This is a genomic window from Salinispora sp. H7-4, from assembly GCF_013416675.1.
Taxonomy (GTDB): Bacteria; Actinomycetota; Actinomycetes; order Mycobacteriales; family Micromonosporaceae; genus Micromonospora; species Micromonospora vitiensis.
The window spans coordinates 318,602-338,273 of record NZ_JABZED010000002.1; the positions used below are offsets into that span (position 1 = coordinate 318,602).

The following is a 19,672-nucleotide window of genomic DNA, read 5'->3' on the forward strand; positions in this document are numbered from 1 at the left end:
GGTATCAACGGACTGACGGTCACTCCGCGAGCAGGGCACTGGTCCGCACCCCGGTGGCGGTCGCCACCACCAGCTGCCCCTCTGGCACCGCCTGCCAGTCGGGGTCGTCGTCGTGCGGCTCGGACGCCAGCAGCACCGAGTCCGGCGTCCGAAGGATCGACAGGCTGTGCCCAGCGACGCTCGCCACCGCCGTGTGCCCATCGGTCAGCAGCAGGTTGAGCCGGGACTCGGGGGCGGCCTGGGCCACCGCCACCACCGTCTCCGCCACGGCGCGGGCCGGCTCGACCCCGGCGCGCAGCCGGTGCCGGACCAGCGCCCAGAGCAGCGCTGCATCGGTGGGCGCGTCGAGGGTGAGCAGGTCACGCACCGGCAACGTACCAGCGAGCGAGGCCATGCTGTCCGGCCAGCCGCGCACCGCCCCGTTGTGGCTGAACAGCCACCGCCCCTCCAGAAACGGCGCGGCGGCCGACTCGAGCACCGGCATGCCGACGGTCGCGGACCGGACCGCCGCGAGGATCGCGCCCGCCCGGGTGACGCCGGCCAGCTGGGCGATCGTCGGGTCGGTCCAGATCGGCTGCGCCCGCCGGTAGCGGACCGGATCGCCGTCGTCGGAGTACCAACCGACGCCGAAGCCGTCGGCATTGATACACCCGCCACGGCGCATGTCCTTCGGTGCCCAGGACTGCTGGACCAGTGACGCCGGCGGATCGAAGAGCAGCTCCCGCAGGGTGATCGGCGGCCCGAGATAGACCAGGTGACGGCACATCAGCGGGCCCTCACTCGGGTGCTTCTTCGGAGCTGGCGTCCCGGGCGCAGCGGAAACCACTGAAGATCTGCCGCCGAATGGGATAGTCCCAGTTACGGAAGGTGCCCCGGCAGGCCGCCCGGTCGGTACCGAACGATCCGCCGCGCAACACCCGGTAGTCGTCACCGAAGAAGACCTCGGAGTACTCCCGGTACGGAAAGGCCGTGAAACCGGGGTGGCCGCGGAAGGTGGTCGAGGTCCACTCCCACACGTCGCCGATCAGCTGGTGGACACCGAGCGGCGACGCACCCGCCGGGTAGGCACCGACCGGCGCCGGCCAGAGGTGCCGCTGGCCGAGGTTGGCGTGGCTGGTCGTCGGGTCCCCGTCGCCCCACGGGTAGCGGCGGGACCGACCGGTCGCCGGGTCCCAGCGGGCCGCCTTCTCCCACTCCGCCTCGGTCGGCAACCGCTTTCCCGCCCAGGTGGCGTAGGCCTGCGCCTCGTACCAGCCGACGTGCACCACCGGCTCGTCGTCGCGTACCGGCGCCCACCGGCCGAAGCGGCGGTAGGCCCAGCCGTCGCCGTCCGGGTGCCAGTGCAACGGTGCCGTCAGGCCCACCTCCTGCCGGTGCGCCCACCCCGCGGTGCTCCACCAGCGTGGGTCGCGGTACCCGCCCTCGGCGATGAAGGCCGCGTACGCACCGTTGGTGACCGGCGCCGCGTCGATGACGTACGCCGGCAGGTGCACCCGGTGGGCGGGGCGCTCGTTGTCCAGCGCCCAGGGGTCGGTGTCGGTACCCATGGTGAACTCACCGGCCGGAACCAGTACCTCCCCGCCCACCCGGGCCCGGGGCTCCGGCGGCGGCGGCGCGTCGAAGACAGCCGGACCGGAGCGCAGCTGGTGCGTCGCGAGCATGGTCTCGTCGTGCTGCTGCTCGTGTTGGACGATCATGCCGAAGGCAAAGCCGTCGGCGACCAGCCGCCGGTCGGTGAAGGTCACCCCGTCGAGGAGGTCGAAGACCTTGTCCCGGACCGTCGACACATATGCCCGCGCCTGCGGCGGCGGCAGCAACGGCAGCGCCGGCCGGTCCCGGCGAGGCTGCTTGAAGGCGTCATAGAGCTCGTCGATGTCCTGACGGACCGGCTCCCGGCCGCCCACGTCCCGGACCAGCCAGAGCTCTTCCTGGTTGCCGACGTGGGCGAGGTCCCAGACCAGGGGCGACATCAGCGGTGAATGTTGTCGCACCAGGTCGGCGTCGTCAACCGCGTCGGTCAACACCTCGGTACGGGCCCGGGCCCGGGCCAGCTCGGTCGCGATGTGCTCCCGCAGTCGTACCCCGTCGGGCCGGTCGGTTGTCTCGGTCACCGCCGCCTCCTTCCCGCGGCCTCCCGCCGCCGTCGTACGCCTCGGTCAAGGTCGTCGTGCAGGGCGGCCGGCAGCCCCAGCCGGGGCAGCGCGGTCAGCGCCAGATCAAGAAGGTCGGCGGCCGTCGCCGCGAGAGCGTCGTCGTGCAGGCCGTACCGGGCCGCGGCGATCCATCGCTGCGCCTGCGCCCCGACGAGCGAGCGGGCGGCCCGGGTGACGGCCGGTTCGGAGAGCAACGCGGCGACCACCGCCACCGGCACGGACCAACTGTCCTCCGGTTGGGCGTCGAGGTAGCGCAGCTCCAGGTAGCCGCGGGGACGCACCGGCGGAAAGAGCGTGCTCACGTGGTAGTCGAGATCGTCGACTGTGGGGGGCCGAGGTAACGCGCCAGCGAGCCAGTCGGCGAAGGTGACGCCGACCGGAGCCGTCCAGTCCGGTCCATCCCGCACGCAGAGTAGCGGGGCAGCGAGGACGTACGCCGTCCAACTGGCGATCGGATCCGCGGTGCCCTGCTCGGGAGTCCACACCGCCCGGGTCCGCGCCGGGTCGATGGCCAGCCAGGCGGCCATCCGGGCCGAGACCCAGCCGGTCGCTCGCCCGGCATGCCGACCGGCGGTGGCGAAGGCGGCGATCAGGGGTGGACCAATCGCGTGTGCCGTGGCCCAGCGGTCGGCGAGCTGATCCGTCTCGCCGACATCCAGGCAGACCTGGAGGCTGGCGGTGCTGTACATCATCCTGCGCCCGGCCGGGCCACGGCGATCGAAGACCTGGCGCATCGCCCGGTACCGCGGGGTCTCGAACACGGGGCGGGGTGACCGGTGGGCGTCGATCCCACCGGCACCGAGGACCAGTCCGGCTCGCTCGAGCAACGCGGTGAGTTCGGCGATCTCGGCTTCGGTGGCGGTGACCAGGGCCACGACCGAGGTATGTGTTGCGGTGGAGATCTCCACCTGCCCGCCGGGCTCGACGGTGACGGAGCCGCCATGCCCCAGCGGCTGGGCGGGGCTCGTCGTGTCCAGGGTGCGGGGGCTGTGCGGCCCGAGGGCTGCCCGTAGGCGGTTGGCCCCGACCGGGCGCGCGGGGTCGACCGCATCGTGCACGGTCCATTCCAGCTCGACGCCGAGCCATCGGGGCGGGCCGGTCTTGAAACAGATCCGCGACAGGTGGCTCGCAGCCGCGGCCGAGGAGGTCAGGACCGTGCCATGGTCCACCTCCGGCGACGTCACCATGGTCCGGTCCCTTTCGCCGCGCCGACGTCCGACCCGTGCCACCGTAACGCGGATCACCACGAAGGTGGATGCCCGCGAGCCGGCCTCCCTCTGTCTAGCAGACGAACTCGGTGGATCCGGGTGGAATACCGCAGCGCCCACGCGGCGGGTGGGGCTCCGCGGCGCAGCGCCCCCGCCCGCGGTGGGTACGGTGTTGGCGTGTTGACATCAGGTGTCGTGCTCAGCGGTCGATACCGCCTGGACGAACGGATCGCCACCGGCGGCATGGGGGACGTCTGGCGGGGCGTCGATCTGATCCTGGACCGCCCCGTGGCGGTGAAGGTACTGCTGCCAACGCTCGTCTCTGACCCCGATTTCATCACCCGGTTCCGGTCTGAGGCGCGGATCATGGCCGCCCTGCGGCACCCGGGGGTGGTGCAGGTCTTCGACTGCGGCGCGGACGAGCTCCCCAACGGCGACCAGGCCAACTACCTGATCATGGAATTCGTCACCGGCGAACCCCTGTCCCGGCGGATCGAGGCCGCCGGTCGGCTCGACGTGGCTGAGACGATGTCAATCGTCGAGCAGGCCGCAGCAGCGCTGGAGGCAGTGCATCGTCGTGGCGTCGTGCACCGGGATATCAAGCCGAGCAACCTGGTGGTACAGGAGAACGGCGCCGTTGTGCTGGTCGACTTCGGGGTCGCCCGTTCGACCGGCATGACGAGCATCACCAACACCAACGCCGTACCGGGAACCGCGCTCTACATGGCACCGGAGCAGGCCGCCGGACGACCGGTCTCCGGTGCCACCGACATCTACGCGCTCGGGGCAGTGGCCTACTGCTGCCTGAGCGGCAGCCCGCCATTCACCGGTGAGAACCCGCTGCAGGTCGCCGTCGCGCACCTCGACGAAGAGCCCCCCGAGCTACCCCACGACATTCCGGAGGCGGTGCGGGCGCTGGTCCGCCGAGCCCTGGCGAAGAACCCCGAGAGCCGGTTCAGCGGTGGGACTGCGATGGCAGCGGCCGCCCGCGCCGCGGTGTCGGATCCCACCGCGGCAACCGCACCGACGGCTCGGGTGGATCCGGCGACGCTGCGCACTGCCGAGCCGAGGACGCTCACCGACAATCCGGTCGTTGACACGTACCACCCCGGCCGACGCGGACCGCTGGTTGGGGCGGTGGCCACCGCGGTGGTGGCGGTCGCCGGCCTGGCCACGGCGGTGGCTCTCGGCGGTGCCGCGGACTCGCTGGGCGAAACGCCGTCGTCGGCGCCGACAACGGCGGGCGACGACGGGGCAGCCCCGCCGCCCGTCGCGACGACCAGTTCGGCGCCGCAGCGCCCCTATCAACCGAACGGGTCCACCAGTAAGCCGCCGCCGGCACCAACCCTGTCGGTATCGGCGTCGGCATCGGTGTCGGCATCGGCGGACCCCTCGCCGAGCCCGAGCGAGCCGCCGACCTCCTCCGAAACGCCCGAGCCGCCGCCATCGCCAAGCTCCGAGCCATCCGATCCGAGCGACGCCCCCACGACGACGCCACCGGCCTCGACCACCACCCCCGGGGCAGGAGCGTGACCCGGAGCGCCGGAGCGGTGTCGGCTGGTCAGCTGTCGAGCAGCTCCTGCATCCGGCTGATCTCGACGTTCTGCTCGACGGCGACCGAGTTCGCGAACTCCAGCAGCACCGGCTCCGCACCGACCTTCAGCAAATCGATGGACATTTCGACAGCCCCGGCGTGGTGATCGCTCATCATCTCCACAAAGAGTCGGTCAAACCCGACACCCCGAGACTCGGCGAGGCGGCGCATCGCCTCCGGCGACTGCATGCCACGCATTGTGCTGTGATCGTGCTCGGGAACCTCCACCGGTAGGTTGCGGGCGGCGAGCCAGGCCCGCAACATCTCGATCTCCGGCGCCTGACTGGCCCGGATCCGCTCAGCCAACGCCACCACCTGTGGATCGGCGGCCCGTCCCGGGGCCAATTCCGACATCTCCAGCGCCTGCTCGTGATGCGGAATCATCATCTGGACGTACCAGGTATCCAGCGAGTTGTGTGCTCCGGTGTCGATCGCCCGCACCTCGTCGGCAGGGCGGATCCGAGCCGCTTCTCCGGGCCGGCCGGGCACGATGACCGACGGACCGGGGCTGTCGCCGACCCCCGTTGCCGTCGGCACCGCGGATCGGGACCGGTCCTGGGCGACCCCTTGCCACACCACCACGCCGAGCACCAGAGCCACCGTCGTCACAGCGGCCAGCACCCACCTACCCCGCACGGTCATTCGACACCCCCTGGCGGTCAAGGTCACGATGATCGTAGCCATCGACAACCGAGAGTATATGTGACGGACGTCACCGCATTTCGCCCAACGAAGCAGGCGACCGGCGGCCCGAGGGCCTCGCCGCCGCCGAGATCAACCAGAGCCAGGGCAGGTCCAACCCGATCGACAGTAATAGCTATCGACACTCGCCATTGCGGCGGTAGGGTGTGGCCAGTCCTCACACCTCGCGAAGGGCCCCGCCGATGAGCAGATCCCGCACGCCGCGGCCCCGCTGGCTCGGCACACTGAGCCTGGCCGCGGCCGGCCTTCTCCTGACGAGTGTGGTCGCCGCAGCGCCCCAGGACGCCAGCGCGGCCACCACCAAGTCCAGCGCCGTCACCACCGCGGACATCCCCGGGGTTGACGAGATCCGCAGCAGCCCCAACCTGAAACAGGTCGCCAACCTGCCACTGGAAGCACCGCTCGACGCGACGAACAGCGACCTCGCCTTCCAGGGCCGGTACGCCTTCGCCGGCAACTACAACGGCTTCGTTATCTACGACATCTCGCGGCCGGCCGCACCGACGGTCGTCTCCCGCGTGCTCTGTCCAGGCTCGCAGAATGACATCTCCGTCCACGGCGACCTGCTCTTCCTCTCCACCGACTCGCCCCGCAGCGACGACTCGTGCGACAGCATCAGGGTGCCGTCGAGCGAGACCCGGTGGGAGGGCATCAAGATCTTCGACATCAGCGACAAGGCCAACCCCCACTACCTGAAGAGTGTGCAGACCGCCTGCGGTTCACACACCCACACGCTGGTGCCCGGCCGAAACAAGGCGACGATGTACCTCTACGTCTCGTCGTACGGCCCGTCGGACACGTACGTCGGCTGCCCGCCGCCGCACGACTCGATCTCCATCGTCAAGGTGCCGGTACACCGGCCCACCGACGCGGCGGTGGTGGCCACCCCGAACCTCTTCCCCGACGGCGGCTACGAGGGCGTGCCGGGGCAGAAGTCGGCGACCAGCGGTTGCCACGACATCACTGCCTACCCGTCGAAGAACCTGGCCGCCGGTGCCTGCATGGGTGACGGCATCCTGATGGACATCTCGGACCGGGAAGCACCCCAGGTCATCAACCGGGTCCGGGACACCGAGAACTTCGCCTTCTGGCACTCCGCCACCTTCAACAACGCCGGCACAAAGGTGATCTTCACCGACGAGCTGGGCGGTGGCGGCGCCCCCACCTGCAACGACACCATCGGCCCCAACCGGGGAGCCGACGCCATCTACGACATCGTCGGTCGCGGTGACGACCGCACCCTGGTCTTCGGCAGCTACTTCAAGATCCCGCGGGAAAACGCCGACACCGAGAACTGTGTGGCACACAACGGCTCACTGATCCCGGTGTTCGGGCGGGACATCATGGTCCAGGCGTGGTACCAGGGCGGCATCTCGGTCTGGGACTTCACCAACTCGGCCAACCCCCGCGAGATCGCCTACTGGGAACGGGGCCCGCTGGACGACGAAATCCTCATCGGCGGCGGCTCCTGGTCCGCGTACTGGTACAACGGCTACATCTACTCCAACGACATCGCCAAGGGCCTGGACGTTCTGCGGCTGACCGACTGGCGCACCTGGACGGCCAACTTCGTCCGCTACCCGGAGCTGAACGCACAGACCCAGACCGGCCGCTTCGGCTGGTAGCCGACGGGCAACCGCGCAGCCCGATCCCGACCGGACGCACCGTGGGGCCGGCTTCCATCCGGAAGCCGGCCCCACGTCTCGCTCGGCGGTCCCGCGTGGGATAGCGAACATGGTCCCTCCACGGCCGGCCCTGACACCATGTCAGAGTCAACCCCCGGACCATCCTCAGCCGGGCGACGGCACGTCGTCCCCCGGGCTGCGCCGCGGTCCGACCAGCCGGCGCACGACCGGCAGTGCGTTCCACTTCGCCGCGCCGACCAGGTCCCGGGCGTGCTCCAGCACCGTGTAGTCCGGGCGGGCCCGCCCGGCGGCGATGGCCCGGTCCAGGTCGTTGCCGCAGCTGGTCAGCACGCGGCCGAAGTCCCGGCGCACCGGCTCGGCCAGGTCGTAACGGAAGGAGCGGTGCAGCCGGGCGAAGACCGGTTTGTAGAGCCGGGCCCGCTCGTGCAGACCGGAGGAGTACGACATCGGGCTCTTCGGTCGTCGCCGGATGTAGTCCGGCAACAGATCGGCGAAGGCCCGGCGGACGATCCACTTCTCCTGCCCCGCGCGCAGTTTCAGCCCGATCGGCAGCCGCATCGCGAGCTCGACCACGCTCGGGTCGAGGAACGGCACCCGGGCCTCCACCCCGTACGCCATGCTGGTGCGGTCGACGCGTTGCAACTCCGTACGGCCGAGATTACTGATCTTGTGCAGAAAGAGCCGATGGGCGACCTGCGGGCCGACCCGGTGGTACATCGGGTAGCCGCCGAACAACTCGTCCGAGCCGTCGCCGGTGAGCGCCACCTTGACGCCCAGCTCGCGCAGCCGTCGGAAAAGCGGCACCGAGACCACCGCGTTGATGATGTCGCCGTACTCGGTGAGTTCCGAAATCCGGATCGCCTCCCGGATCTGGGCCAGGCGAATGTCTCGCGGCTGCAACTCCACCACCTCGTGCGGAACCCCGAGGTCCTTCGCCAGCCGCCGCGCGTAACGCAGGTCGGGGCTCTCCGGCACGCCGACGGTGACCGCCACGCAGTCCGGGTGCAGCTCGCGGGCGTGTAGCAGCGCGAGGGAACTGTCCAGGCCACCGGAGAGGACCACGCCGACGGTGAGGTCGGTGTCCAGCCGGGCCCGGATGCTGTCGGTGAGGGCGGCCCGGACGAGCAGGGCGGCCTCGTCCGGGTCGTCCACGGTTGGCAGCCCCGCACCGAGGGCGAGCAGGTTGACGTACGGACGCAGACAGGCTGCGACGTCGGCCTGCACCCAACCGTGGTGTCCGGGCGGCACCTCGATGACCGGCGCGCCGAAGCCGACCAGGGCCTTGACCTCGCTCGCCACATGCACACAGCCCGGGGTCTGGGTCCAGTACAGCGGCTTGACCCCGAGCGGATCACGCACCAGGTACGCCCGTCCGCTGGCCCGTTCGACGATCACAAAGGCGTACTCACCGCGCAGCCGGGAGACCATCGCCTCGCCCCAGTGCAGGTACGCCGTGAGTACCACCTCGGTGTCGCTCACCCCACGGAAGCGGTACCCCAGGCCGGTCAGCTCCGCGCGCAGCTCATGGTGGTTGAAGACCTCGCCGTTGTAGCAGAGTATCCACCGCTCGTCGACGGAGACCCAGGGTTGCACCGCCCGCTTCCGGTCCACCACCGGCAGCCGGCGCACCCCGGTGAGCATGCCTGTCTCGGATCGGGTCTCGGTCACCTGACCGCGGGGCGCCAGGGTGGCGAGCATCTGTCGGAAGACAGCCGGATCGGCCTCCGGACCGAGGCTCACCGCGATCCCACCCATGCGTTCAGACCCCCAGCTCGGCTTCGTATGCCCGACGCAGTCGACCGCCCGCCCCGGGCGCCAGACACAGGTGCCAGGCCTGCCCCTCGTCAACCACGTTGACCTCGCCCACCCGCTGCCGGGCGAGAAGCAGTTCGGCGAGGACGTCCCGGGCTCCGAAGCGGTCGAACCAGTTCATCTCCACATCCGCGGCCCAGCCGAGGCAGTGCCCGCTGGGCAGCACTGCCGCGTACCCGAGCTGGCGCAGCCGGTACTGGTGCTCCGCGCTGCGTACCAGGCTGGTCACCCAGAGCGGCGGGGTACCGGCGGGGGCGTGGGCGGCGAACTCGCGGGCGATGTCGTTGAGTAGTGCCACCATCTCCCGGCGGGATCGGCGGAACAGCAACCCGGCGGTCTGTGGAGCGGCGCCGGGGCGGATTCGGTGCCGCAGTGCCCGCATTCCGCGCTCGACGATCGTGGCCGGCTGTTCCTGGTAGCGGAAGCGCAGCAGGTCCCGGCGGCGCAGCCACTCCAGGTCAACCAGGTCGGTGCTCTGGTTGACCTGCTCGTCGGTGCGGTAGGTGAGCGCGTCGCGCCACCACATGACGTCGATGCGCGAGAGCAGGTAGATCCGGACCAGGGCGGTAAGGTCAGCCGCGGAACTGCGCTCGCTCGGCTGGTAGCGAGCCATCTCCAACAGCAGCGTCTCGCGTGCGCCGACCAGCCCTGATGGAGTGGCATCCAGCACCGCCGCGATGGCCGGCTCGCGCAGCCGCTGGTCGATCAGCACCTGCCGGGCTACGGTGCTGGCGGCCCCAGCGAGCGCACCCACCTCGATCAGCAGGTCGGCGACGGCCGCTCGGTACGCGTCCAGGTCCGGCTCGCCAGCCGGCAGCCGACGGGACACGTCTGCCGCCGTGCGGCGGGCGGGAGCAGCTGGGATGGACGGGCCGGGCTGCTGGCCCGGACTTCGGCTGGGCACACGCATCGTCGGCCCCCTCTCCCGCCATCACCCGCCAGGATGCGTCACTCTGCGTGACAACCTAATCACCTCTAGCGGACACTGGGTCGAATATTCCTCCCATTTCCCCGTCAAGAAGCTAAAACAGCTTGGACAGGATCGAAGCACCAGCATGCGGACAGCCAGCCAGGTATCCGGCGGGGCCCGCAGCCCCGCCACCCAGGTTCGCAACCGCGCCGCCACCCGCCGCAGCATCGGCCGACGCAATGATGTGCCGGTCGGCGAAGCGGGCCCCGAGTCGTGATGAAAGGCTTGACGCATGAGCTCCGCACCCGTTAGGCCAGATCCAACTGCCGAACCGTCCACTGCCGACGAGGCGACCGCCTTCGTCGACCTGGGCCTGCGCGACGAACTCCTCGCCGCGCTCGCCGCGCTCGGCTACGAGGAACCGACGCCGATCCAGCGGGAGGCGATCCCTCCCCTGCTCGCCGGACGGGACCTACTCGGCCAGGCTGCCACGGGCACCGGCAAGACGGCCGCATTCGCCCTACCGCTACTGCAACGGATGCCCGCCGACCGGTCGACCGCCGATCCGGTGGCGCTGGTGCTGGTACCCACCCGAGAGCTGGCAGTGCAGGTCTCGGAGGCGTTCCATCGGTACGGCAAGGAACTTGGTACCCGGGTGCTGCCGATCTACGGCGGCCAGCCAATCGGTCGGCAACTGCGGGCTCTGGACGCCGGCGTGGACATCGTGGTGGCCACGCCCGGCCGAGCACTCGACCACATCGCTCGTGGCACCCTCCGCCTGGGTGACGTCGGCACCGTCGTGCTGGACGAGGCCGACGAGATGCTGGACATGGGCTTCGCCGAGGACATCGAGGCGATCCTGGAACACGCACCGGAACAGCGGCAGACCGTGCTGTTCTCGGCGACAATGCCGGCCCGCATCGACGGCATGGCCCGGGCGTATCTGACCGACCCGGTCCGTATCCTCATCGCGCGGGAGAAGCCGGTAGCGGGTGAGGCACCCCGGGTACGGCAGAGCGCATACCTGGTGGCCCGGGCGCACAAACCCGCCGCGCTGGGCCGGGTGCTGGACGTCGAGTCCCCCACCGCGGCGATCGTCTTCTGCCGCAGCCGGGAGGAGGTTGACCGGCTCACCGAGACGATGAACGGTCGCGGCTACCGGGCCGAGGCGCTGCACGGCGGGATGAGTCAGGAGCAGCGGGACCGGGTGATGGGCCGACTGCGCGCCGGCACCGCCGACCTGCTGGTTGCCACCGACGTGGCAGCGCGGGGCCTGGACGTCGAACAGCTCAGCCACGTCGTCAACTACGACGTCCCGTCGGCGCCCGAGTCGTACGTGCACCGGATCGGCCGGGTGGGGCGAGCCGGCCGGGAGGGGGTGGCGATCACTCTCGCCGAGCCGCGGGCACACCGGATGCTCAAGACCATCGAGCGGGTCACCGGCCAACGGATCACCATCGACAAGATCCCCACCGTGGCGGACCTGCGCAATCGTCGCCTGGAACTCACCCAGGCGGCGCTGCGGGAGAGCCTACTGGAAGACGACCTGGAGCCGTTCCGGGTGATCGTCGAGTCGCTGAGCGACGAATTCGACCTGATGGAGGTCGCCCTCGCCGCGGTACGCCTGGCCCACGAGGCCACCCTGCCGGGCGCACCGGAGGAGGAAGAGGAGATCCCGCAGATCGCGGTTCGCCCACCCCGGACCGGCCGACCGGGACAGGAGGGCCGGGGGGAGCGTCGGCCAGGACGGCCCCGGAGCGCCGGCACCACCCAGGTCTTCGTCGGGCTGGGCCGGCGGGCCGGGGTCCGACCACAGGATCTGGTCGGTGCGATCACCGGCGAGACCGGCATGAACGGACGGGACATCGGCTCGATCGAGATCGCAGACCGCTTCTCGTTGGTGGAGGTGCCGACGGGGCTGGCCGACGAGGTGATCTCGGGCCTGCGCGGCAGCACCATCAAGGGACGCCGGGCAACCGTTCGCCGCGACCGGGACACCGACGGGGGTGACCGCCACCGGCAGCACCGTTGAGCGGGCGCGCGGTCGCCAACGCCCTGGCATTGACGGGGCCTGTTACCGGCCCTTGGTGGCGGCGATCGGCTCCTCGCCACCGCGTGCTACCAACTCCGGGCGCACCAGCCGGCCAACGGTGGTCGGCATTGGTGCGCCCGAGGTGTTTTCGGTTGTCACCATGCGATTCGGCACCAGATTTCGCCTCCCCCGAAATGAAGTCGACGCGTTTAGTTGCGAAAATGCCCGGCGATAGGTCAAACTTTGACCCACACCCCGCCCCCACACAGGGAGTAATCGGCCATGGCAAGAAAAGTAATCACGGTTCTGACTGACGACCTCGACGGCGGGAAAGCCGATCGGACCGTTGAGTTCAGCCTGGACGGCGTGGCGTACACCATCGACGTGTCCGACGAGAATGCGGGCATCCTCCGGAAGACGCTGGATCCGTATCTGAGCGCCGGCCGCAGGATCGGCCGGGGCGGCGTGGACACGTCGCGGGCGCTGCGACGGGGCACCAGTACCGGAATTGACCGGGAGCAGAACCGCGCGATCCGGGAATGGGCCGCGCAGAACGGCTACAAGATTTCTGAGCGCGGTCGCATCCCGGTGGAGGTCGTCGAGGCGTACAAGAAGCGCTGAGCGCCCGGGTACCCGCCCGAGCGGGGCCGTGCCGAGTCCGGCACGGCCCCGCCGCCTTTTCGCCGGCCAACGACCTGCCGCCAGTGCCGCGCCCCGCGCTCACCACCATGCCTGCCGGCGGTCCCCCGACCGGGCGCGCTCCACCAGGCACCGACACGTTGCGGAATCGACCGCGCGGGACCGGAATCGCCGGACCACTGACGGGCGCCCGGTAGCTGAATTGATCCGGGCTCGCCGACATTCGACCGTGACCGAGGCTCGGGGTCATACCAGTCCACCGCCGGACTTGGCTGCAGCCGGTGCCGGCCAGTCAGTTAAGGACCCCATGATGAGCGCAGCAAGCCGACTGCCCGCATCGGCGATAGCGTGATCCCTGTTGACGAACGACAGTGACTCCACCCGCCCGACTCTATCGATGCTGGGTGATATGCTCCAAATGCTGCACAAGCAGCAATCAACCCCGAGAGCATAGATGTCGACTGCCGGATCGCTCCCCGGGCAGACCGATCCCCCGCCAGATCTCGGCCACATCCCTCCTCGTCGTCGCCCTCTGCATCGCCCTCGGTTTTGCCGAGTCACTGCTGGGCCATGCGGGTTTAGCGGTTTGCGGCAGGCCGTGCGGCCGGCCATCAGATGCGGTCTATAGCTCCCACGCCGGCCGGATCAGGAGCATCTGGCGACACGACACGGCGGAGCACCACCGGTCGCGCCCCGGGAGGGTCGATACCGAGCGATCGGCCAATGCCAGTTGTTGAGGTGATCCGCGCGGGCGGACGAGCCCGCCAGGCCAACCAGCAACCCGGGCGGATGCGCCCCTCCGTTCAGTTGGCATGCGCATCGACGCAGCCCCGGCAGGCCCGAGCTTCCACTACAGCAATTGCACAACACTCCTTTAACAAGAATTCTTGTTAGTCTCCCGGCATGGACTCTCGACCGACGCGACACATCCGAAACATCCAGGCACTCGGCGCACTGGCCCATCCGGCACGACAGCGCCTGCTCGACGTGCTCAAACTGGAAGGGCCCGCTACGGTCGGCGCACTGTCCGAGGCGATCAACCAGGCGGTCGGTAACGTGAGCCACCACCTTCGCGTACTGGCCTCGGCCGACCTCATCGAGGAAGCACCGGAGTTGGCCAGAAACCGCCGGGAGCGGTGGTGGCGTCTTGTCTCCGCGGACGTGCGCTGGAGCCGGGTTGACTTCGATGCCGACGCCTTGTCCGAAGCGGTTGCACACGCTGTGGGCACCATGGTGTTCGACCGTCAGGGGGCGTTCTTCCGGCAGTGGCTCGCCGAGCGAGGTACCTATGACGCCGCCTGGCACGAGGGGTGCGCTGTCTCCGCCGAGACGTGGCTACGACTGACCGCCGATGAGACCCGCCAGGTAGCACACGAGCTGACCGAGGTGCTCACCCGCTGGGCGAACCGAGAGGTCCCGGACGACGGACAACAGCGGGAATCGGTGTTGGCTGTCGCCCACACCGTCCCGGCGACTCCGTGAGGTCCACACCAGAGCGCCTACCTGCCCGCTGGGGCCTGCTCGCGGATCGAGACTTTCGGCTGTTGTTCCTGGGGGAAACCGCCAGCAAGTTCGGCAGTAGCGTCACCACGGTCGCACTACCCCTGATCGGCGTCGTTGAGTTGCAGGTGAGCGCGTTCGCCGTCGCTATGCTCACCGCCTCGGTGTGGCTGCCCTGGCTGGTGCTTGGCCTGCCGGCCGGTGTCTGGGTCGGGCAGCTGCCTCGCCGTACGGTCATGCTGGCCTGCAACGTGGTGTCGGCTGGTGCGTTCGCCAGCATCCCCCTCGCGGCGGTGCTCGACGTGTTGACCGTCGCGCACCTGTTGGCGGTCGGGCTGCTTGCCGGGGTGGCCTCGGTCTTCTTCACGACCGCCTACCAGGTCTATCTGCCGGAGCTGGTCGGACCGAGTCACCTTGTCGAGGGCAATGCCAAGCTTCAGGGCAGCGCATCCGCCGCCCAGGTCGCCGGTCCCGGCGTCGGGGGTCTGCTCGCCCAGTGGCTCGGCGCGGTCACCGGTCTGCTGGTCAACGCCGCCACCTTCCTGCTGGCCACCCTCATGCTCGCCCTGATCCGGGCCCCGGGGCAGCCCCCGGAACCGCGGCTGACCACCCGCCCGTCGCTGCTACGCGAGGTGCGCGAGGGCCTCCGCTTCACGCTGCGAGATCCGTACCTACGCACCCTCACCGTGTTCGGGTCCGCAGCCAACCTCACCCTGATCGGCTACCAGTCCATACTCGTGCTCTTCCTCGTCCGGGAGGTGGGGGTCACCCCCGGGCTCACCGGCCTACTCGTCAGCACGGGCGCCCTCGGCGGCATCCTCGGCGCCATCATCGCCCGACCACTCTGCAGGCGACTGGGCACCGCACGCAGCATCCTGCTCAGCCACCTCGCCGCTGCACCGTTCGGACTCCTGATACCGACAGTTGGTAATGACTGGACGCTCGTGCTGTTCGTCGTCGGGTCGCTCCTACTCGCCACCGGCGTGATGGTCTGCAGCGTGGTCTCGGCGAGCTTCCGCCAGACCTACCCCCCGCCGCACCTGCTCAGTCGGGTTGTGTCCACCGCCATGTTCGTCAACTACGGCACGATCCCCCTCGGCGCGTTGCTGAGTGGTGTCCTTGCTTCCGTGATCGGCCTTCGTCCCACGATGTGGGCCATGCTGATCCTGTACGTGTCGTGTTGGGCGATTCTCGGCGCGAGCCCGTTGCGTCAGCGAGTGGAGCTACCCACGTCGGTCGTGGCCCAGCCTGCCGAGCGCGGGGCGCACCGTGGGTGCAGTCCCCTACCGCTCCGGTGATCAACGATGACAACCGCGCCCCAGATCAGCGCCAGACGACCACCTCGTCCAGCGGCTTGCGGGAGATGTCCGGCACGGTCGCCCCCGCCGCCGGGTAGCCGACCGGAATAATCAGGTTTCCCCGCTCCTCCGCCGGCCGGTCCAGCAACTCGTTGAGGAAACGCATCGGACTCGGGGTGTGGGTCAGGGTGGCGAGGCCAGCCTGGTGCAGCGCGGCGAGCAGTAGCCCGACCGCGATCCCCACCGACTCCTTGACGTAGTAGGGGCGGGGACTCTGTGGGCCGCGGTGGACCTCGAAGACGACGATCACCGCTGGGGCGGTCTCCAGGAACGGCTTGCTCGCGTCCGTTCCCAGCGGCGCCAGCGCCGACAGCCACTCCTGCGGGGCGCGCTGCTCGTAGAACACCCGCTCCTCGGCCTCCGCGGCGACGCGCAGCCGCCGCTTGAGCTCCGGTTCGGTTACCACCACGAACCGCCACGGCTGCCGGTTCGCGCCACTCGGTGCCGAGGCCGCCGCCCGCAGGGCGTGCTCGAGCACGCCCTCCGGGACCGGCCTCTCGCTGAAGTCCCGCACGGTACGGCGCCGGACCATCGCCTCGGCGAACCCGCGTACTCGGGCCAGCGCCGCCGCAGGCGGCACGCCGTAGTCGGAGAGCGGTCGGACGGCGGGGGGTTGCTCAGCACGGTTCGGCGACATCCGGCCATTGTCGGCCGCCCGGGTGGCGGTGGCCACTCCCGCGCCGGCATGATCGACGCAACGGCCGACAGGAGGCGGAGCGGATGCGGGTGGTGTCACTGGTGCCGTCGCTGACCGAGGCGGTGGCGTTGACGCTGCCCGGGGTGCTGGTCGGCGCCACCGACTGGTGCACCCACCCGGTGGGGCTGGAGGTGCCCCGGGTCGGCGGCAGCAAGTACCCGGACCTGGACCGGGTCCGCGCGCTCCGGCCGGATCTGGTCCTGCTCAACGTCGAGGAGAACCGGCGCGAGGACGCGGACGCCCTGGCGGCGGCGGGGGTGCCGGTGCGGGTCACCTACCCTCGTACCGTCGATGGGGCGCTCACCGAGCTGGCCGAGCTCCTCACCGAGCTGGGTGCGCCGGGTGAGCCCGGGTGGTTGGTCTCCGCCCGCCGCGGCTGGGCGGACCTGCCCGCGGACCGGTCGCCGCGCCGTGCCGTGGTGCCGGTCTGGCGGCGCCCGTGGGTGGCGCTGGGCCGGGACACGTTCGCCGGGGACGTGCTCCGGCGGCTGGGGCTGACCAATCTGTACGCCGACCACGCCGAGCGGTATCCTCGGCCGTCTCTGGACGAGCTACGCGGCCGGGCTCCTGCGCTGGTCGTGTTGCCCGACGAGCCATACCGTTTCACTGTGGATGATGGACCGGAGGCATTCCCCGGGCTAGCGTGCGCCCTCGTCTCTGGTCGGCACCTGACGTGGTACGGCCCGTCCCTGGTGGAGGCGCCCGCCGTCCTGGCCGCCCAGCTGGCGGCACCGGTCACCCACCCGGCGGGTTGACCCACAGGCCCAAGGTCCCGGCCGGCGAACCCCACCTGACCCTGTTCGCGCCCATTACCGCTGCGATCCAATTGAAGCGCCACAGGCAGTGCGATTCGAGGCACCAGCAGGAAGGGGCGTGGAGACGATGACCGCAACCACCAAGCGGAACGCCGCCGAGAGCACCAGCAACCGGAACCAGGTCGAAACCGGGCCGGGGCGAGCCGCCCGCCACGTACTGGCCGGCATCCGCCTGGCGCTGGGCTGGATCTTCCTCTGGGCCTTTCTCGACAAGCTGTTCGGGCTGGGGCGGGCGACCGAAGCCGACAGTGCCTGGATCAACGGCGGCAGCCCGACGAAGGGTTTCCTGAGCTTCGGCGCGACCGGCCCGTTCAAGGGCTTCTACAACAGCATCGCGGGCGCGGCCTGGGCCGACTGGCTGTTCATGATCGGCCTGGCGGCCATCGGCACCGCCCTACTGCTCGGGATCGGCATCCGGGTCGCCGCCGCGACCGGCGGACTACTCATGGTCCTGATGTGGACGGCCGCCCTGCCGCCGTCGAACAACCCGTTCATGGACGACCACCTGATCTACGCCGCGGTGCTGGCGGTCATCGCCCTGCTCAACGCCGGTGACACCTGGGGTCTCGGTCGAGCCTGGGCCGGACTCCCGATCGTACGGCGGATGCCCTGGCTCCGTTGACGATCTCGGTAACCATGCTGGGCGGGCGTCACCGGTGGTGGCGCCCGCCCAGCGTGGTTACCCGCCCCCTGGCGGTCGGCCAGCGGCGATCCGGCAGGATCGGGCAGGTCAGGCAGGACGACGAAGAACAGGAGACGCTGGTGAACCAGGCAACGAAGCCCGAGGTGGGACCGATCGAGGGCGCCCCGCCGAGCGACCTCCTCGTCGAGGAGATCACCGTCGGCGAGGGCGCGGAGGCGCAGGCCGGGCAGGTCGCCCGCGTCCACTACGTCGGTGTCGCCCACTCCACGGGCCGTGAGTTCGACGCATCATGGAACCGCGGCGAGCCGCTCGAGTTCCCCCTCGGTGGCGGGCGGGTCATCGCCGGCTGGGACCAGGGGGTGGTCGGCATGGGGGTCGGCGGCCGACGGCGACTGACCATTCCGCCGCACCTCGCCTACGGCGACCGCGGCGCCGGTGGCGTCATTCGGCCGGGCGAGACGCTGGTCTTCGTCGTTGACCTGGTCGGCCTCCGCTGACCGGTCCGACCAACCGGGCCCGGGCGTTCCCTCCGGCTCATCGGAGGGAACGCCCGGGACCTACTCGTCACCGCAGCGCCGGCGGTCAGCCGCCGCTCATGGAGGGCTCCGGAGCAGGGGAACCGCTACCCTCGGACGGCACCGGTGCGGGAGAGCCGCCGGCCACCGCACCCGGGTTCGGGGCGGCCGGACTTGGTTTCAGGCTGGACGGTACGGGCAGGGCGCTGCCCTTGACGTACTCCTCCCAGCTCACGTTCCAGGCGGTCCAGCCGTTGCCCTCGCCCAACGTCACCTCGGTGCCCTTGATCGTCACCAGGTCGCCGACCTGGGTGACGCCCATCAGCCAGTCGGCGCTGCCGGCCGATAGGTTGGTACAGCCGTGGGAGACGTTGCGGTACCCCTGAACGCCCTCCGACCAGGGCGCGCCGTGGAGGAACTCGCCCTGCCAGGTCAACCGCTGCGCATCTTCGACATCCACCACGTACGGGTCCGCCGAGCCACGGGTGTCGAAGGTGGTGAACTCATGCTTCTCCATGATCACCATCTTCCCGCTGGAGGTCGGCGTGCTCGGCTTGCCGAGGCTCACCGGTAGCTCCCGCAGCAGCTTTCCGTCCTGGAACACCGACATCTGCTTGGTCTCGTTGTCGATCTCCAAGGCGACCTGGCGACCGATCTTCGAGGTCGCCCGCCGGTCGGCGTCGCCCACGTACTCCTCACCGATCGGCAGGCCCTCCAAACCGGCGCGGAAACTGATCGTCGTACCCGGTTGCCAGAAGTCTGGCGCCCGGTAGTAGACCTGGCTGCCGTCGGATACCCAGGACCACGCCCCGGGCTGGGACGGATTGGTCCGCACAAACAAGCGCCGCTGGACGGTCGCCCGGGCCTCCTCCGGAATCGGCGGATCGAACGCGACCGTCACCGGCATAGCGGTTCCGTACGTCCGGTCATCCGCGAAATACAACGTGCTGGTAATTGCCGGTTTCGTGGACTTCGGCCCGGTGGTGAAGGTGGTCTTCCGAGTGGTAGTTGTTTTACCGGAGCTACCGGTAGCAGTCACCTCGGCCGTGTATGTCCGTTCTGGCGTTAGCGGCGCGCTCGGCACCCAGGTCGAGCCATCCTCCCGGGGCTCTCCCTTGACCTCGGCCCCCGTGTCGTCGGTGACGCGGATCGCGGTAATTGTCCCGTCCTTGACCGCGGTGCCGACCTCGGCGCTGATCGGGATGTCTGTCGCCCGGTCGGCCGGCGTCACGGTCAGTTCCGGCGGAGCCGGTCGGGCCTCCTCGCGCTTGCCGACGGTGCATCCGCCGAGCGCCACCGACACGGCCGCGACAGTTACCGTGAGCAGCGTCATTCGCCGCCTGATTGTCATGTGCGCACCCCCCGTTGATCGCCTCCTCCGCCACATTCTCTCCGCCGCGCCACCCGGGGAACGGATTTTCAGCAAATTCGGCGGCGCAATTATCGCC

The 19,672-nt window shown here is 70.0% G+C and carries 18 protein-coding genes; 10 read left to right on the forward strand and 8 right to left on the reverse strand.

Translation table 11 applies throughout. The features are described from left to right. Positions 1-19: 19 nt before the first annotated feature. From egtC to egtA, 3 genes are read right to left on the reverse strand one after another with little or no spacing between them, the layout of a single operon-like run. Positions 20-766, reverse strand: a complete 747-nt coding sequence (gene egtC, locus H0524_RS01535) for an ergothioneine biosynthesis protein EgtC (protein WP_180197043.1) — start codon at positions 764-766, stop codon at positions 20-22. Positions 767-776: 10 nt separating this feature from the next. Continuing rightward, positions 777-2,111, reverse strand: a complete 1,335-nt coding sequence (gene egtB / locus H0524_RS01540) for an ergothioneine biosynthesis protein EgtB (protein ID WP_180197044.1) — start codon at positions 2,109-2,111, stop codon at positions 777-779. Next, positions 2,108-3,340 carry an ergothioneine biosynthesis glutamate--cysteine ligase EgtA gene (egtA, locus tag H0524_RS01545; RefSeq protein ID WP_180197045.1) on the reverse strand — a complete coding sequence of 411 codons (1,233 nt, stop codon included), beginning with the start codon at positions 3,338-3,340 and terminating at the stop codon, positions 2,108-2,110. The genes egtB and egtA overlap by 4 nt, the downstream gene beginning before the upstream one ends. Positions 3,341-3,556: 216 nt before the next feature. Between egtA and H0524_RS01550 the strand changes: the two genes are divergently transcribed. Then, positions 3,557-4,894: a serine/threonine-protein kinase gene (locus H0524_RS01550; RefSeq protein ID WP_180197129.1), complete on the forward strand. Its 1,338-nt coding sequence runs from the start codon at positions 3,557-3,559 to the stop codon at positions 4,892-4,894. A 28-nt stretch (positions 4,895-4,922) separates the two neighbouring features. On the opposite strand, the gene H0524_RS01555 is transcribed toward H0524_RS01550, so the two are convergent. Further along, positions 4,923-5,597, reverse strand: coding sequence for a DUF305 domain-containing protein (locus H0524_RS01555; protein ID WP_180197046.1), 675 nt, complete (start codon positions 5,595-5,597; stop codon positions 4,923-4,925). 242 nt (positions 5,598-5,839) lie between these two features. Here H0524_RS01555 and H0524_RS01560 point away from each other — a divergent pair, with 242 nt between their 5' ends. After that, complete coding sequence (locus tag H0524_RS01560; RefSeq protein WP_180197047.1) at positions 5,840-7,282, forward strand: LVIVD repeat-containing protein; 1,443 nt, start codon at positions 5,840-5,842, stop codon at positions 7,280-7,282. Positions 7,283-7,447: 165 nt separating this feature from the next. Here H0524_RS01560 and H0524_RS01565 read toward each other — a convergent pair whose 3' ends face one another. Together H0524_RS01565 and H0524_RS01570 are read right to left on the reverse strand one after the other, a co-directional pair. Beyond that, a complete protein-coding gene (locus H0524_RS01565) occupies positions 7,448-9,058 on the reverse strand; it encodes an asparagine synthetase B (RefSeq protein ID WP_180197048.1) in 1,611 nt (536 codons plus the stop codon). Between the two features lie 4 nt (positions 9,059-9,062). After that, the gene (locus H0524_RS01570; protein WP_180197049.1) at positions 9,063-10,025 is read right to left on the reverse strand and encodes a hypothetical protein; all 963 of its coding nucleotides are present in this window, start codon (positions 10,023-10,025) and stop codon (positions 9,063-9,065) included. Between the two features lie 145 nt (positions 10,026-10,170). Here H0524_RS01570 and H0524_RS24395 point away from each other — a divergent pair, with 145 nt between their 5' ends. The 5 genes from H0524_RS24395 (at position 10,171) to H0524_RS01590 (ending at position 15,494) form a co-directional block, all read left to right on the forward strand. After that, positions 10,171-10,302 (forward strand): hypothetical protein, encoded by a 132-nt coding sequence (locus H0524_RS24395; protein WP_255435729.1) that lies wholly within the window; start codon positions 10,171-10,173, stop codon positions 10,300-10,302. 15 nt (positions 10,303-10,317) lie between these two features. Continuing rightward, positions 10,318-12,057 carry a DEAD/DEAH box helicase gene (locus H0524_RS01575; protein WP_180197050.1) on the forward strand — a complete coding sequence of 580 codons (1,740 nt, stop codon included), beginning with the start codon at positions 10,318-10,320 and terminating at the stop codon, positions 12,055-12,057. A gap of 282 nt (positions 12,058-12,339) precedes the next feature. Further along, complete coding sequence (locus tag H0524_RS01580) at positions 12,340-12,678, forward strand: Lsr2 family protein (RefSeq protein WP_018219950.1); 339 nt, start codon at positions 12,340-12,342, stop codon at positions 12,676-12,678. A 921-nt stretch (positions 12,679-13,599) separates the two neighbouring features. After that, on the forward strand, positions 13,600-14,178 hold the full coding sequence (locus H0524_RS01585) for a helix-turn-helix transcriptional regulator (RefSeq protein ID WP_180197051.1): 579 nt from the start codon (positions 13,600-13,602) through the stop codon (positions 14,176-14,178). Continuing rightward, complete coding sequence (locus H0524_RS01590) at positions 14,175-15,494, forward strand: MFS transporter (RefSeq protein WP_180197052.1); 1,320 nt, start codon at positions 14,175-14,177, stop codon at positions 15,492-15,494. Before H0524_RS01585 ends, H0524_RS01590 begins: the two co-directional genes overlap by 4 nt. A 25-nt stretch (positions 15,495-15,519) precedes the next feature. Here the strand turns inward: H0524_RS01590 and H0524_RS01595 are convergent, their stop codons facing one another. Next, positions 15,520-16,227: a nitroreductase family protein gene (locus tag H0524_RS01595; protein ID WP_180197053.1), complete on the reverse strand. Its 708-nt coding sequence runs from the start codon at positions 16,225-16,227 to the stop codon at positions 15,520-15,522. A gap of 47 nt (positions 16,228-16,274) precedes the next feature. Between H0524_RS01595 and H0524_RS01600 the strand changes: the two genes are divergently transcribed. From H0524_RS01600 to H0524_RS01610, 3 genes are all read left to right on the forward strand, one after another. Beyond that, entirely contained in the window at positions 16,275-17,006 is a 732-nt protein-coding gene (locus H0524_RS01600) for a helical backbone metal receptor (RefSeq protein WP_180197054.1), read from the forward strand. Between the two features lie 118 nt (positions 17,007-17,124). After that, on the forward strand, positions 17,125-17,688 hold the full coding sequence (locus H0524_RS01605) for a DoxX family membrane protein (RefSeq protein ID WP_180197055.1): 564 nt from the start codon (positions 17,125-17,127) through the stop codon (positions 17,686-17,688). A gap of 140 nt (positions 17,689-17,828) precedes the next feature. After that, entirely contained in the window at positions 17,829-18,206 is a 378-nt protein-coding gene (locus H0524_RS01610) for an FKBP-type peptidyl-prolyl cis-trans isomerase (RefSeq protein ID WP_180197130.1), read from the forward strand. 85 nt (positions 18,207-18,291) lie between these two features. Here H0524_RS01610 and H0524_RS01615 read toward each other — a convergent pair whose 3' ends face one another. Further along, positions 18,292-19,557, reverse strand: a complete 1,266-nt coding sequence (locus H0524_RS01615; RefSeq protein ID WP_180197131.1) for an Ig-like domain-containing protein — start codon at positions 19,555-19,557, stop codon at positions 18,292-18,294. Positions 19,558-19,672 lie beyond the last annotated feature (115 nt).